Raw genomic sequence first — 13,862 nt, 5'->3', positions numbered from 1 at the left:
CAGAAATCAGTGCAGGTGAACTCAATGAACTCTCTCGTCACAGACGCCCAAAAGGCGGGTCAGCGCGTGGGAATGACGTCCGACTCGATCATCATCGACGGCGGTAAACCCCTCAGGGGAACCATCGAGGTGCGCGGGGCGAAGAACCTCGCGACCAAGGCGATGGTCGCGGCACTCCTCGGGCAGACCCCGAGTGTTCTGCGCGATGTTCCCGACATCAGCGACGTGCAGGTCGTGCGCGGACTCCTCGAGGTCTACGGGGTCAAGGTCACGAGCGAGGCGCGCGGAGAGCTGCGGTTCGACACGAGCAAGGTCGAGACGGCCGATTTCGCCGAGATCGACGCGCACGCGGGAGCGAGCCGCATCCCGATCCTCTTCTGCGGACCCCTCCTGCACCGCCTCGGTCACGCGCGCATCCCCGACCTCGGTGGTTGCCGCATCGGCGACCGCCCCATCGACTTCCATCTCGACGCGCTGCGCAAGTTCGGCGCGATCGTCGACAAGACTTACGAGGGCATCAACCTCACCGCTCCGAACGGCCTCAAGGGTGCCGACATCGAGCTGCCGTACCCGAGCGTCGGGGCGACCGAACAAGTGCTGCTCACGGCTGTGCTCGCCGAGGGCACGACCGAGCTCAAGAACGCGGCCATCGAGCCGGAGATCATGGATCTCATCGCCATCCTTCAGAAGATGGGCGCGATCATTTCGGTCGAGCCCAACCGCGTCATCCTCATCGAGGGTGTCGAGAGCCTCGACGGCTACAAGCACCGCGCGCTCTTCGACCGCAACGAGGTCGCGAGCTGGGCGTCGGCCGCACTCGTGACCGGGGGAGACATCCTCGTCAAGGGTGCCCGCCAGTCGGAGCTCATGACCTTCCTCAACGTCTTCCGCAAGGTCGGCGGCGCGTTCGACGTGCAAGACGACGGCATCCGCTTCTGGCACCCCGGAGGCAACCTCAAGCCCGTGACGATCGAGACCGACGTACACCCCGGGTTCATGACCGACTGGCAGCAGCCGCTCATCGTCGCGCTCACGCACGCTCACGGCGAATCGATCGTGCACGAGACGGTCTACGAGAACCGTTTCGGCTTCACCGACGCGCTCAACGAGATGGGCGCCAACATCGTCGTGCACAAGACCGGACTGCCCGACCACCCGCGTCGCGTCGCTCGCCGCGATTTCGAGCAGGCCGCCGTCATCACGGGACCGACGAAGCTGCACGGCGCCGCGATCTACGTTCCCGACCTGCGCGGAGGGTTCAGTCACCTCATCGCGGCGTTGAGCGCCGAAGGTCGATCGGTCATCAGCAACATGGGCATCATCAGCCGCGGCTACGAGCACATCATCGACAAGCTCGAGGCGCTCGGGGCCGATTTCGTCTACGAAGGCTGATCCGGCGTGACGAAACGCGCGTCCGAGAAGACCCCGATCTTCCGGTTCCTGGCGTTCCTCCTGCTCCCCGTGATGCACGTGCTCGCGCGGTATCGCCTCCACGACGGCGACAAGCTCCCGAAAGACGGAGCGTTCGTTCTCGCACCCAACCACTACAGCGAGATCGACCCCGTCGTCGTGGGGGTCGCGATGTGGAAACTCGGGAGGATGCCGCGCTACCTCGCGAAAGCCGACCTCTTCAAGTACCCCGTCATCGGCACCCTTCTGCGCGCCTCCGACCAGATCCCGGTCGAGCGGACGGGCGCCGTTCGTGGGAGCGACCCCCTCGTCGCAGCACGCAAGATCGTCGACAAGGGGCTCGCCGTCGTCATCTACCCCGAGGGGTCGCTCACGCGCGACCCCGACCTCTGGCCCATGCGCGGCAAGGCGGGGGCCGTGCGCATGGCGCTGCAGTCGGGCATCCCCATCATCCCCGTGGCTCACTGGGGAACGCAGAAGGTCATGCCGCGCTACGCCAAGCGCATCAGCGTCTTTCCGCGCAAGACCATCGACATCAAGTTCGGCGACCCCGTCGACCTCTCCGCCTTCCGCGACAAACCCCTCGACGGCGCGACGGTGACCGCCGCGACGTCGCTCGTCATGGATGCGATCACCGCCCTGCTCGAAGACCTCCGAGACGAGAAGGCCCCCGCGACGCGGTGGGACCCGTCGAAGAACAACCAGAAAGAGACCGGTCGCTTTTGAGCATGACCATGCCGATCCGCCTGCCCATCCCCGGAGCGACGAGGATCGCCGTCCTCGGCGCGGGCAGCTGGGGCACGACCTTCAGCAAGGTGCTCGCCGACGGGGGAGGCGACGTCGCCCTGTGGGCGCGGCGGGCCGAGCTGGCTCGCGAGATCTCGCAGAGCAAGCGCAACAGCGAGTACCTCCCCGGCATCAACCTCCCGCGCAACCTGTGGTCGAGTTCGCGCTTGCCCGACGTGCTCGACGGCGCGGAGATCGTGTTCATCTCGGTTCCGAGCCAGTCTCTCCGTGGCAACCTCGCGATCGTGAAAGAGCTCATCCCCGCAGACGCTATCGTCGTGAGCCTCATGAAGGGCGTCGAGAAGGGGTCGGGCCTCCGCATGAGCGAGGTCATCCACGAGGAGCTCGGCATCGACCCCGAGCGCGTGGCCGTGGCATCCGGACCCAACCTCGCCCTCGAGATCGCCAAGCAGCAGCCGACCGCGGCCGTCGTGTCGTCGGTGAGCATGGCGACGGCGACGACCGTGGCCGTCGCCGCGACCAACCCCTACTTCCGCTCTTTCGTGAACACGGATGTCATCGGCACCGAGTTCGGGGGAGTGCTCAAGAACCTCATCGCCGTCGCGATCGGTATCGTCGACGGCGTCGGGCACGGAGAGAACACGAAGGCCTCGATCATCACGCGAGGCCTCGTGGAGATGACGGAGTTCGCCGTCGCGTTCGGTGCGCGCCCCGAGACCCTGTCGGGGCTCGCAGGGCTCGGCGACCTCATCGCGACGTGCGGTTCGCCCCTCTCGCGCAACAACACCGCGGGCCGTCTGCTCGGGCAGGGCTACGCGTTCGACGACGTCGTGACGCAGATGAACCAGACGGCCGAGGGCCTCTCGTCGGTCGCGCCCGTGCTCGAGCTCGCTCGCGCCAAGGGTGTCGACATGCCCATCGTCGAGCAGGTGGCCGGGGTGCTCGCCGGTACGATGAACCCGCGCGACATCGCGCCCCATCTCACCACTGACAGCGACGAACCGCAGACGGAGTCCTAGGTGCCAGCACAACTCACGGTCGTCGTTCTGTTCGGCGGCCGGTCGAGTGAGCACTCGGTCAGTTGCGCGACCGCCGGCGGTGTTCTCTCGGCGATCGACCGCTCGAAGTGTCGCGTGATCCCCGTCGGCATCACGCGCGACGGGGCGTTCGTGCTCGAGAGCGACGACCCCGACCGTTTCGCGATGACCGGCGAACTGTCGTCGGTCATCGACACCGGGTCACGCGTGCACTGGCCCGAATCCGCGGTGTCGCGAGAGCTCACCGTGACCGAGGAGGGCGTCACGCGTTCGCTCGGCGATGTCGACGTCGTGTTCCCGATCCTGCACGGCCGTTTCGGTGAGGACGGCACCGTTCAGGGCTTGCTCGAGCTGCTCGGGCTGCCGTACGTCGGCGCGGGCGTGCTCGCGTCGTCGGTGGGCATGGACAAGCACTTCACCAAGACGGTGCTGCAGGCATCCGGTATCGCCGTGGCGCCGTGGGTGACCGTGACCGAGTCGGCGTGGCGGCGCGACCCCGACCGTGAGCTCACCGCGATCGACGCTCTCGCCTCGAACGGCTCGCTCTACCCGCTCTTCGTCAAGCCCGCGCGCGCGGGGTCGAGTGTCGGCGTCTCGAAGGCGACGGATGCCGCGAGCCTCACCGAGGCCATCGACACGGCTCTGCGCGAAGACACCAAGGTTCTCGTCGAGACCGCGATCGTCGGCCGCGAGGTCGAGTGCGCGGTGCTCGCGGGGCGCGACGGTGGTGCCCCTCGCGTGTCTGTCGCCGGGGAGATCATCACCCCGTCGGGCGTCTTCTACGACTTCGAGTCGAAGTACCTCGACGCGGACGCCGCGAGACTCGAGTGCCCCGCCGACCTCGCCCCCGAGCAGCTCGCCGAGATGCAAGACCTCGCAGCGCACGCCTTCGTCGCCATCGACGGGTCCGGTCTCGCGCGCGTCGACTTCTTTCTCACGGCAGACGGTTTCGTCATCAACGAGCTCAACACGATGCCGGGTTTCACGCCGATCTCGATGTTCCCGAAGTGCTGGATGGCGTCGGGCATGAGCTACCCCGAACTGCTCGACGAGCTCATCACGCTCGGCCTCGAGACCGCCCGCTAGCGAGCCCTGCCCCGCCCTAGGGTGCGGGCGTCAGCACTTCGCTGTCGCCCGTCGTGAAGTCCTGGGCGACAGTGCACTCGCGGTCGACGGGGTTGACGCCGACAGCGGTCGCGAGCTCGTTGAGCGCGGTGGCCTCGGCGAACTCGGAGTCGACGATCACTTGCACGGCGGGGTCGCGACCGTAGGTCGTGAAGCGGCCGAAGGCGTCGTCGGAGTCGTCGACGAGCCAGTCGACACCGTCGATCGTGACGCAGCGCTGCTCCGACGGACCGGGCACCGCGACACCGCACGTGAGCAGCACGACGGCGGGTTCCCCCCAGGCACCCGTGGCCTGGGCATCCGTCTGGCGCTTCTCGAGTTCGCCGATCGTGTCGGGCAACCGCACCGTGATCTCGGCGCACAGCGGGTCGGTCGCCTCGGGAGCGGCCTCCATCGGGACCGTCGCCGTGCACCCCGTGAGGGCGACGCCCGCGAGGCCGAGGGTCACGAGGATGCGAGCGGCAGTCGTCACCGCTCGCGTGCGCGAGCGTGTGCCCGTGCGTGTGCCCGTCGAGTTCATCGTGACCAGGTTAGCGTTGAGCGCATGACGCCACCTGAGACCCCCGCTGACGGCGCAAGCAACGCAGACACCCTCGGCAGCGTCGGTGAGGGGGCGGTGCTCGAGCGCATCTTCCCTCGGCTGCCGGGGGCGGCATCCGCTCTCATCGGCCCGGGAGACGACGCCGCCGTCGTCGCGGCACCCGACGGCCGTTTCGTCGTGACGACCGATCTCATGGTGCACGGCCCCGACTTCCGGCTCGCGTGGTCGACCCCCGTCGAGCTCGGACTCAAAGCGGCGGCCTCCAACCTCGCGGATGTCGCCGCCATGGGCGCCGTGCCCACGGCGCTCGTCGTGGCGATCGCCGCTCCCTCGAACACCCCGGTTTCGACCCTCGAGCTGATCGCCGACGGACTGCGGGAGGGCTGCGAGAGCCTCGCGCCCGGGTGCGGGGTCGTGGGGGGCGACCTCTCGGTGTCGGCGACCCTCACGATCGCGGTCACGGCGTTCGGCGACCTCGAGGGCCGCGACCCGGTGCTGCGCTCGGGTGCGAGGGTCGGCGACACCGTCGCGGTCTCGGGGGCACTCGGGCGCTCCCTGCGCGGACTCGAGCTGCTCTTCACCCGCGGGGTGGATGCGGCGGGGGAGCCGGATGCCGCGGCGACCGCAGAGCTGCGCCGCGAGCATCCCGATCTGCTCGCTGCCCATCTCGCCCCGACGCCGCCGATCGCCGACGGCCCTCTCGCGGCCGAATCGGGGGTCACCGCGATGCTCGACGTGAGCGACGGCCTCGCCCTCGACGCGGCCCGCATCGCGCGCGCGAGCGGTGTCGGCATCGACCTCGAGTCGGCGCTGCTCGGCGACGACCCCGACGCGGCGATCGCGGGCGGCGAAGACCACTCGCTCCTCGCGACCTTCCCCGACGGCGCAGCCCTCCCCGGGGGGTTCCGCCGCATCGGAACGGTCGTCGAAGCGCAGGCCGAACACGGGCCGCGAGTCACGGTCGACGGTGCGACGCCGGCGCGGTCGGGCTGGGACCCCTACGCGGGCTGGGACGGCGCGGCGGGCTAGTCCTGCGCGCCGGCTAGTCCTCAACGGCGGGCCGAGTCGGCCCCGCCCACCACAGCGTCGTGTCGCCGTAGTCTTTGCGCCGATCGAGCCGCAGGGCGGCGGGCCAGCGGGGTTCGGATGTTCGCGAACTGCGCTCGACGAGCACGATCGCGTCGCTCGTGAGCTGCGGCGCGAGAGCCTCGAGCGTGCGTGCGAGGTCGTCGTCACTCAGGTCGTACGGCGGATCGAGGAAGACGAGGTCCCACGCGGCCCCCGCTGCGGCCGCCAAGAACCCCTCCACGCTCGTCGCCCGCACCTCGACGAGCGGGGCCGGCGACGGAGCCCCCGCGAGCACCGCTTTCGCGTTGCTGCGGCATACCGCCGCGGCCTTGCCGTTCTTCTCCACGAGAGTGACCGACCGGGCTCCGCGGCTCGCCGCCTCGAGCCCGAGCGCGCCCGACCCGGCGAAGAGGTCGAGCACTCGCGCGCCGTCGAGAGCGTCGCGCGACTCGAGCGCCGAGAAGATCGCCTCGCGCACCCGATCACTCGTCGGGCGGGTGCCCGCATCGGGCACGCGGATGGCGATGGAGCCGGCGAAGCCGGCGATGATGCGCGTCATGAGCATCCACGTTACCGGCGGCTTTGGCGGAACGACCGCACCCGGGGCGCGCTCCCCGGCGCCGAGACTGTAGACAAACGACAACCCGTTCGGTCGAAACGGGTGGATGTTCGACACTGGCGTCATGGCCAGTGTCGACCGATCCACCAAACCCTCGTTCACCAAATCACTCTTCCTCGGGCATCTCGCGTCAGACCTCGTTCTGCCGTATCCGACGATGGCCGAGGAGGAACGGCGCACCGTCTCGGCGCTCGTGACCTCGGCGCGCGACTACCTCGAGAACGTCTACGACCCGCAGAAGGCCGAGCGCGAACGCTGGGTCGGAGACGACACCATCCGCGACCTCGGCGAGCGCGGCCTCCTCGGCCTCTTCGTCGACAAGCAGTACGGCGGCCAGGGGCTCAGCCAGTCGGGCTACTGCCGCGTCATGGAGGAGTTCGGGCGCATGGACGGCGCGCTCGCCGTGGTCATGGGCGTGCACCAGTCGATCGGCACGAAACCCATCCACCTGTTCGGCACCGACGACCAGAAGGCCCGCTGGCTTCCCGATCTCGCCGCCGGTCGCAAGCTCGCCGCGTTCGTGCTCACCGAACCGAACGTCGGGTCGGATGCCTACAACCTCGAGACGTGGGCCGAACGCCAGTCCGACGGCTCGTGGATCCTCAACGGCGAGAAGCGCTGGATCGGCAACGGCGATCAAGACGTGCTCACGGTCTTCGCCCGATCCGAGCTCGGCCACGTGGCCCTCGTCGTCGAGAAGGGCTCGGAGGGGCTCAGCACCGGCCCGCGCTTCGAGACCCTCGGGCTCAAAGCCAATCGCCTGCAGCGCGTGCACTTCAACGACGTGCGCGTGCCGGCCGAGAACCTCCTCGGGGAGCCGGGCGACGGCTTCCGCATCGCGATGAACACCCTCAACAACGGGCGAATGTCGATGGGGACCTCGATCGCGGGAGGCATGAAGCGCTTCCTCGACCTGACCCTCGAGCACGCGACATCGCGCCGCCAGTTCGATCGCGCGATCATCGACTTCGAGCTCGTCGAAGAGAAGACGGCGTGGATGACGACGCAGATCTACGGCCTCGAGTCGATGTCGTACCTCACGACGGGCCTCGTCGACCTCGGCGTCGCCGACTACTCGCTCGAATCGGCGATGACCAAGATCGTCGCGAGCGACACCGGCTGGTACGGCCTCAACAAGGCCGTGCAAGTGCACGGCGGCACGGCCTACATGGACGACCACCCTCTCGCGAAGGCTCTGCGCGACTTCCGGATCTTTCCGATCTTCGAGGGGGCGAACGACGTCATGCGCGCGTTCGTGGCACTCAACGGCATCAAGGCGCTCAGCGAAGACCTCCCCGACGTGCGGTCGCTCAGCATCAGCGACCCCGGCAAAGCGATCGGCGTGCTCGCGCCATACGTGTCCGGTCGCATCAACCGCGTGATCCGCCCGGGAAGGCTCGCCGGGCCCCACGCGGCGTTCGCGCGGCACAGCTCCGCGGTGAGCGAGCAGACCGTGCGGCTTCGAGACGCCGCCGAAGCCGCCCTGCGCAAACACGGCAAGAAGGTGCAGGAGAAGCAGCTCCTGCAGAAGAGGCTCACGGCCGTGGCATCCGGGATCTACTCGCAAGTGGCCGTGATCGGGCGGGCGTCGGCGACGATCGCCCGCGACGGGCTCGACGAGTCGGCCGCGGAGAAGACGGTCGCCATCAACTTCCTCAAGAGCAGCCAGCGCGAGGTCGCGAGACAGCTCAGGTCACTCGAGAAGAACGACGACAGGTACACGCGCGTCATCGGGTCGAACGTGCGGGCGTCGAAGGGGTACCGCTTCGAGTTGTAGCGTTCTCGCATGTCTGCCGAATCGCGCTCGAGCGTCGTCGCCAACGTCATCTATGCGAACGGGAAGCGTGCCGCTGCGCCCACCGATCTCGCCGCGACCTTCGCGGAACTCGAGGCGCACCCCGACTCGATGGCGTGGATCGGTCTCTACCGCCCCGACGCGGCCGAGCTCGCCGAACTCGCGGAGCGATTCGATCTCCACGAGCTCGCCGTCGAAGACGCCGTGCTCGCGCACCAGCGGCCCAAGATGGAGCGCTACGGCGAGAGCGTGTTCCTCGTGCTCCGCGCGGCGCGCTACCTCGACGCCGAGGAACGCGTCGAGTTCGGCGAGCTCCACATCTTCGTGGGCAAGGGATACGTCGTCACGGTGCGTCACGCCGAGAAACCCGACCTCTCGATCGTGCGCACGCGGCTCGAAGACGACCCGGAGCTGCTCGCCCTCGGGCCGGAAGCGGTTCTCTACGGCATCCTCGACGCCCTCGTCGACGGCTATTCCCCGGTCGTCGACGGCCTCGAGAACGACATCGACGAGATCGAGTCGCAAGTGTTCGACGGCGACCCCGCGGTGTCTCGACGCATCTACGAGCTCTCGCGCGAGGTCATCGACTTCCAGCTCGCCGCGAAGCCGCTCAGCGGCATCCTCAGGTCGATCACCGACGCCTTCGACGAGTCGGACATCGACCCGAGGCTGCGGGCCTACCTGAGGGATGTCGACGACCACGTCGTCGCGGTCACCGAGCGCATCGCCGAGTTCCGTGAGGTGCTGCGCGACATGCTCACCGTCAACGCCACTCTCGTGGCGCAGCGTCAGAACGACGAGATGCAGCGCGTCGGTGTCGCGAGCAACCGGCAAGCGGAGGAGGCCCGCAAGATCTCGGGGTGGGCGGCGATCCTCTTCGCGCCGTCGCTCATCGGCTCGGTGTACGGCATGAACTTCGCGAACATGCCCGAGCTCTCGTGGCAGTTCGGCTACCCCTTCGCGCTCGGTCTCATGGTGGCGGCGAGCGGAACGCTCTTCGTCGTGTTCCGCAAGCGCGGCTGGATCTGAGCCCGCGCGAGCCGGGCAGGAGCGCGCCGCGAGCGCGGCCGCAGTCACACCCCTCGCCTACGATCGGAGCATGCCGGATTCGCCTCTCGACGCGCGCCTGAGCGGCGCGCTCGGGGGGCGCACGGCGTCGGCATTCGCGAAGGCGTTCGGTGTCTCGACGGTCGGCGACCTGCTCTCGCACTACCCGCGCCGCTACGCGCGCCGCGGTGAGCTCACGGCCCTCGCCGAGCTGCCCCTCGATGAGAACGTCACGATCGTGGCCGAGGTGCTCGAGGTGCGCGAGCGCCCGATGCGCGCGCGTCGGGGGTCGATCCTCGAGGTCAAGATCAGCGACGGCAGCGGCATCCTCACCCTCACGTTCTTCAATCAGTCGTGGCGTTCGAAAGAGCTCCGGCCGGGCAGTCGGGGCATCTTCGCGGGCAAGGTCACCGACTACCGCGGAACGCGCGGGCTCAATCATCCGGACTACGAACTCTTCGACGTCGAGCTGGGGCGCGGTGAGGCGTCGGTGTCGAAGTGGGCGCAGCAGCCGATCCCGATCTACCCGGCGACGGCGAGTGTCGCGTCGTGGCAAGTGCAGAAAGCGATCGGGGTCGTGCTCGACACGCTTCCGGCGCTCGCCGACCCGGTTCCCGAGTCGGTGCGGAGCGAGCGGCAGCTCATGTCGTTCTCGCGCGCGATCGACCTCATCCACCGGCCCGAGAAGGACTCGGACTGGCGAACCGCGCGCGACGCCCTGAGGTTTCAGGAGGCGTTCGTCTTGCAAGCGGCCCTTCTGCAGCAGCGCGCGAGGTTGCGCTCGCGCACCGCGACGACGCGCGTCGCCGGGGCGGGCGGGATGCTCGAGCGGTTCGACGCTGACCTCCCGTTCGAGCTCACGGGCGACCAGAAGTTCGTCGGGAGAGAGATCACGGCCGACCTCGCCTCGGACGCCCCGATGAACCGCCTCGTGCAGGGCGAGGTCGGCTCGGGCAAGACCCTCGTGGCGGTGCGCGCGATGCTCGCGGTCGCCGAGTCTGGCGGGCAGTCGGCGCTCCTCGCCCCCACCGAGGTGCTCGCAGCGCAGCACGTGCGCTCGATCGCGCGCGTTCTCGGGCCGGAGCTGGCCGCGCGAGTGCGACCGACCCTCATCACGGGGCAGATGCCTCTCGCCGATCGCCGCAAAGCGACCCTCGCGGCGGTGAGCGGGCACGCGAGCATCGTCGTCGGTACCCACGCGCTCATGAGCGAGAGCGTCGAGTTCTTCGACCTCGGTCTCGTCGTCGTCGACGAGCAGCACCGCTTCGGTGTCGAACAACGGGAATCGCTGCGACAGAAGGGGCACACGCCGCCCCACGTGCTCGTGCTCACGGCGACCCCGATTCCCCGCACCGTCGCGATGACCGTGTTCGGCGACCTCGACGTCTCGACGATCGCCGAGCTGCCGGCGGGCCGCGTGCCGATCGAGTCGTTCGTCGTGCCCCTCGCCGAGAAACCCGCGTGGGGGTCGCGCATCTGGCAGCGCATCTCGGAGGAGCTCGCGCTCGGGCGGCAGGCGTTCGTCGTGTGCCCCGCGATCGACAGCACGGTCGTCGAGGTCGGCGACGAGCCCGACGCCGCCGAGGTGCGGGATGCCGCGGATGCGGGTGAAGCGCCCGTCGCGCGCGCCAACGTGACCGACGTGCTCGCGAGCATCCGCGCGAGACCCGAGTTCGCGGGCCGACGCGTCGAGGAGCTGCACGGCCGCATGCCGGGCGAGCTCAAAGATCAGGTCATGCGCGCCTTCGCCGCGGGCGACATCGACGTGCTCGTTGCGACGACGGTGATCGAGGTCGGTGTCGACGTGCCGAACGCGTCGGTCATGGTCGTGCTCGACGCCGACCGGTTCGGGGTGTCGCAACTGCACCAGTTGCGTGGCCGGGTCGGGCGCGGCGGGGTGCCCGGGCTGTGCCTCCTCGTGACCCACGCCGAGGCCGAGTCGCTCGCGCGCGAGCGTGTCGAGGCTGTCGCGTCGACCCTCGACGGTTTCGAGCTCGCCCAGAAAGACCTCGAGTTGCGGCGCGAGGGTGACGTGCTCGGTCGCAACCAGGCCGGGGGGCGCTCATCGCTGCGGTTGTTGCGCGTCGTGACCGACGGCGACCTGATTCTGGAGGCTCGGGAGGCGGCGGGGTTCGTGCTCGACGCCGACCCCGAGCTCGAGTCTCACGAGGCGCTCCGGGAGGCTCTCGAGCGCCGCCTCGACGAGTCGAGCCGCGACTTCCTCGCCAAGAACTGACGCGGGGTCGCCGCCTACCACTGCTGCCCCGATGCGAGCTGGGCTGGATGTCACAGAACGGCAACATCGGGCGGTTAGGGTCGAGTCATGCACCGGATCGCTGTCGTCCCTGGCTCCTTCGACCCTGTGACTCTCGGGCACCTGGATGTGATCGAACGCGCGGCGGGAATCTTCGACGAGTTGCACGTGCTCGTGGTTCACAATCCGGCCAAAACGGCTCTCCTGCCGGTCGCGCAGCGTGTGTCGCTCATCGAGAAGGCGATCCAGGACGCCGGTTTCGCGGGCGACATCAGGGTCACGTCGTGGAGTGTCGGTCTGCTCGTCGACTACTGCACGGATGTCGGGGCGAGCGTGCTCGTCAAGGGCGTGCGGTCGCAAGTGGATGTCGCGTATGAGACGCCCATGGCGATCGTCAACCGCAACCTCGCGGGCGTCGAAACGGTGTTCCTGCTCCCCGACCCCGCGCACGCGCACGTGTCGAGTTCGCTCGTGCGTCAGGTGTCCGGTCTCGGCGGGGATGTCTCGCCCTATGTTCCTCGCGCCGTCGCCGATTTTCTGCAGAAGCCCCGCGGCTAGCTGCGGTGCGCCGCGCGTCTCACCGCCGCAACGCGGTCATGAGTGCGCGGTTGCGGCCGAGGGGTCTCCACACCTGGTCGGGGTCGAGCCAGGGCGGGGCGAGCAGTCGGGGGCGGCCCGCGAACATCCGCATCGTGAAGGCGGAGGCGTGCAGCAAATGGTGATGGGCAGAGCACAGTAGGGCGCCGTTGGCGATGTCGGTCGTGCCGCCGTGCTCCCACTCGGTGACGTGATGCGCTTCGCACCACGACGGGGGAGCCATGCATCTCGGCCACACGCACCCGCCGTCGCGAACGGCGAGGGCTTTGCGTTGTGCGGCGGAGAACAGGCGTCTCGTGCGACCGAAGTGCAGGATCTCGCCCGCGTCACCGACGAGCACGGGCCGGAACCCGGCGTCGCACGCCATCGTGCGCACCGTCGGCGCCGAGACCGGTTCGGTCACGTCGTCGAGCCACCCTGCGCCGACCCCGGAGCGCAACTCGTCGAGGGTGATGACCGCCATGACTGCGGTCATCGGCCGAAGCGACCCGGGTCCGGCCGTCGCGGCGCCCCTCGGCACAGCGCCTGTCGACACGGCTCCCGTCGGCGCAGCTTCCGTCGGCACGGCGCGTTCGGTGTCGCGGGAGCGGAGTCCCGCGGTGATGGTTCCGATGAGAACGTCGAGGCGCCGCTGTTCTCTCGTGCGCGGGTCGGCGAGGGTCTCGACGAGGTCGCCGTCGGGTGTGGGCGTGACCGTCGTTCCCGTGCGCTCGTCGGCTTCGTCGATGAACTGCGGCTCACGACCGGGGTCGGTGCCGTGGGACAGCATCGAACGCACGAGCGCGGCGGATTGCGGATCGAGCACGAGGGTGCCGCGCGTCATCCCGTTCGTTTCGCGGCCGAGGGTGAAACCGCGCCTCTGCCGGAGGTCTTCGTCGCGGGGCTCCGCTCCGTCGGGGTCGATCGCTTCTCGCCAGGCGAGCGCGTGCATTGACACGAGGTCGGCGCAATCGGAACGCGCGACATCGACGAGCGCGCGCTCCGCTCGGTCGACGTCTGCGGGGTCGGCTGAGCTCGAGGCCGAGTCGAGGCAGCGGATGATCGCCCTCGCCGCGTCGGCGCCGACCTCTCCTTCGGCCACCGCCTCGGCGACGGCCGGGTAGCTCGGTGGCGAGAGGCGGCCACCGAGCTCGCGCCGCGGGCGGAGGCCGGCGGCGAGGCGGAGTCGACGGGCGGCTTCGGACGGCGACACCCGGGTGTGCTGCTCGAGGAGGTGCGCCGGGGTGGAGTGCCCGAGACGACGCGCGAGGGAATCGCCGGCGAGTTCGACGCGAGAGCGCTCGGCGAGCTCGCCGGCGACGGCAACCCTCAGCGCGTCGATGACTCTGCCCGCGTGCTCGACGTCGCGGAGCAGAGCCACGACCGCGCCGTCGTCGAGCCCCGTCAATTGCGAGGCGAGAGCGGCGGCGGCGTCGCCCTCGCCCTTACCCTCGCGACCACGCCCGTTTGCATCGGCACCGCTGATGGCGGACCCGAGCTCACTCGCCGATCGACGCACGGCGAGTGCGAGATCGGTGCGGGGTGGTCTGTTCATGCTCACACGGTGACACCAGCCACTGACATTCGAAATCTCCCGGTCAGAGGGGTTTTTAGCTGTGGATGAATGGTAGTCGTTGTCGGCT

Annotated in this window: 12 protein-coding genes; 9 read left to right on the top strand and 3 right to left on the bottom strand. The window is 69.1% G+C overall.

What is annotated here, in order from left to right:
* Nucleotides 1-24: 24 nt before the first annotated feature.
* From murA to ACLHIH_RS07340, 4 genes are read left to right on the top strand one after another with little or no spacing between them, the layout of a single operon-like run.
* Entirely contained in the window at nucleotides 25-1,392 is a 1,368-nt protein-coding gene (murA, locus tag ACLHIH_RS07355) for a UDP-N-acetylglucosamine 1-carboxyvinyltransferase (protein WP_411316054.1), read from the top strand.
* Between the two features lie 6 nt (nucleotides 1,393-1,398).
* On the top strand, nucleotides 1,399-2,136 hold the full coding sequence (locus ACLHIH_RS07350) for a lysophospholipid acyltransferase family protein (RefSeq protein WP_411316053.1): 738 nt from the start codon (nucleotides 1,399-1,401) through the stop codon (nucleotides 2,134-2,136).
* Nucleotides 2,137-2,138: 2 nt separating this feature from the next.
* Complete coding sequence (locus ACLHIH_RS07345; RefSeq protein WP_411316052.1) at nucleotides 2,139-3,176, top strand: NAD(P)H-dependent glycerol-3-phosphate dehydrogenase; 1,038 nt, start codon at nucleotides 2,139-2,141, stop codon at nucleotides 3,174-3,176.
* Nucleotides 3,177-4,280 carry a D-alanine--D-alanine ligase family protein gene (locus ACLHIH_RS07340; protein WP_411316051.1) on the top strand — a complete coding sequence of 368 codons (1,104 nt, stop codon included), beginning with the start codon at nucleotides 3,177-3,179 and terminating at the stop codon, nucleotides 4,278-4,280.
* Nucleotides 4,281-4,296: 16 nt separating this feature from the next.
* Here ACLHIH_RS07340 and ACLHIH_RS07335 read toward each other — a convergent pair whose 3' ends face one another.
* Nucleotides 4,297-4,839 carry a DUF3515 family protein gene (locus ACLHIH_RS07335; protein ID WP_411316050.1) on the bottom strand — a complete coding sequence of 181 codons (543 nt, stop codon included), beginning with the start codon at nucleotides 4,837-4,839 and terminating at the stop codon, nucleotides 4,297-4,299.
* A gap of 24 nt (nucleotides 4,840-4,863) precedes the next feature.
* On the opposite strand from ACLHIH_RS07335, the gene thiL reads away from it, so the two are divergent.
* The gene (thiL, locus tag ACLHIH_RS07330) at nucleotides 4,864-5,889 is read left to right on the top strand and encodes a thiamine-phosphate kinase (RefSeq protein WP_411316049.1); all 1,026 of its coding nucleotides are present in this window, start codon (nucleotides 4,864-4,866) and stop codon (nucleotides 5,887-5,889) included.
* 13 nt (nucleotides 5,890-5,902) lie between these two features.
* Here thiL and rsmD read toward each other — a convergent pair whose 3' ends face one another.
* Nucleotides 5,903-6,487: a 16S rRNA (guanine(966)-N(2))-methyltransferase RsmD gene (rsmD, locus tag ACLHIH_RS07325; protein ID WP_411316048.1), complete on the bottom strand. Its 585-nt coding sequence runs from the start codon at nucleotides 6,485-6,487 to the stop codon at nucleotides 5,903-5,905.
* Nucleotides 6,488-6,611: 124 nt separating this feature from the next.
* Between rsmD and ACLHIH_RS07320 the strand changes: the two genes are divergently transcribed.
* The 4 genes from ACLHIH_RS07320 to coaD all read left to right on the top strand — a co-directional run bounded on the left by ACLHIH_RS07320 (nucleotide 6,612) and on the right by coaD (nucleotide 12,201).
* On the top strand, nucleotides 6,612-8,324 hold the full coding sequence (locus ACLHIH_RS07320; RefSeq protein WP_411316047.1) for an acyl-CoA dehydrogenase family protein: 1,713 nt from the start codon (nucleotides 6,612-6,614) through the stop codon (nucleotides 8,322-8,324).
* Nucleotides 8,325-8,333: 9 nt separating this feature from the next.
* Nucleotides 8,334-9,371: a magnesium and cobalt transport protein CorA gene (locus ACLHIH_RS07315; RefSeq protein ID WP_411316046.1), complete on the top strand. Its 1,038-nt coding sequence runs from the start codon at nucleotides 8,334-8,336 to the stop codon at nucleotides 9,369-9,371.
* 70 nt (nucleotides 9,372-9,441) lie between these two features.
* Entirely contained in the window at nucleotides 9,442-11,625 is a 2,184-nt protein-coding gene (locus ACLHIH_RS07310; RefSeq protein WP_411316045.1) for an ATP-dependent DNA helicase RecG, read from the top strand.
* 87 nt (nucleotides 11,626-11,712) lie between these two features.
* On the top strand, nucleotides 11,713-12,201 hold the full coding sequence (coaD, locus tag ACLHIH_RS07305; RefSeq protein ID WP_411316044.1) for a pantetheine-phosphate adenylyltransferase: 489 nt from the start codon (nucleotides 11,713-11,715) through the stop codon (nucleotides 12,199-12,201).
* A gap of 19 nt (nucleotides 12,202-12,220) precedes the next feature.
* Here coaD and ACLHIH_RS07300 read toward each other — a convergent pair whose 3' ends face one another.
* Nucleotides 12,221-13,774: a DUF222 domain-containing protein gene (locus tag ACLHIH_RS07300; protein WP_411316043.1), complete on the bottom strand. Its 1,554-nt coding sequence runs from the start codon at nucleotides 13,772-13,774 to the stop codon at nucleotides 12,221-12,223.
* Nucleotides 13,775-13,862: the final 88 nt, after the last annotated feature.

The sequence above is a fragment of the Marisediminicola sp. LYQ134 genome, from assembly GCF_046599635.1.
Taxonomy (GTDB): Bacteria; Actinomycetota; Actinomycetes; order Actinomycetales; family Microbacteriaceae; genus Marisediminicola.
This window is presented reverse-complemented; position numbering and strand designations above follow the sequence as displayed.

Coding starts and splice junctions, on each gene's coding strand:
- rsmD (WP_411316048.1), bottom strand. CDS start 6,487: ATGACGCGCATCATCGCCGGCTTCGCCGGCTCCATCGCCATCCGCGTG.
- ACLHIH_RS07345 (WP_411316052.1), top strand. CDS start 2,139: ATGACCATGCCGATCCGCCTGCCCATCCCCGGAGCGACGAGGATCGCC.
- ACLHIH_RS07335 (WP_411316050.1), bottom strand. CDS start 4,839: ATGAACTCGACGGGCACACGCACGGGCACACGCTCGCGCACGCGAGCG.
- ACLHIH_RS07310 (WP_411316045.1), top strand. CDS start 9,442: ATGCCGGATTCGCCTCTCGACGCGCGCCTGAGCGGCGCGCTCGGGGGG.
- ACLHIH_RS07320 (WP_411316047.1), top strand. CDS start 6,612: ATGGCCAGTGTCGACCGATCCACCAAACCCTCGTTCACCAAATCACTC.
- ACLHIH_RS07300 (WP_411316043.1), bottom strand. CDS start 13,774: ATGAACAGACCACCCCGCACCGATCTCGCACTCGCCGTGCGTCGATCG.
- coaD (WP_411316044.1), top strand. CDS start 11,713: ATGCACCGGATCGCTGTCGTCCCTGGCTCCTTCGACCCTGTGACTCTC.
- murA (WP_411316054.1), top strand. CDS start 25: ATGAACTCTCTCGTCACAGACGCCCAAAAGGCGGGTCAGCGCGTGGGA.
- thiL (WP_411316049.1), top strand. CDS start 4,864: ATGACGCCACCTGAGACCCCCGCTGACGGCGCAAGCAACGCAGACACC.
- ACLHIH_RS07315 (WP_411316046.1), top strand. CDS start 8,334: ATGTCTGCCGAATCGCGCTCGAGCGTCGTCGCCAACGTCATCTATGCG.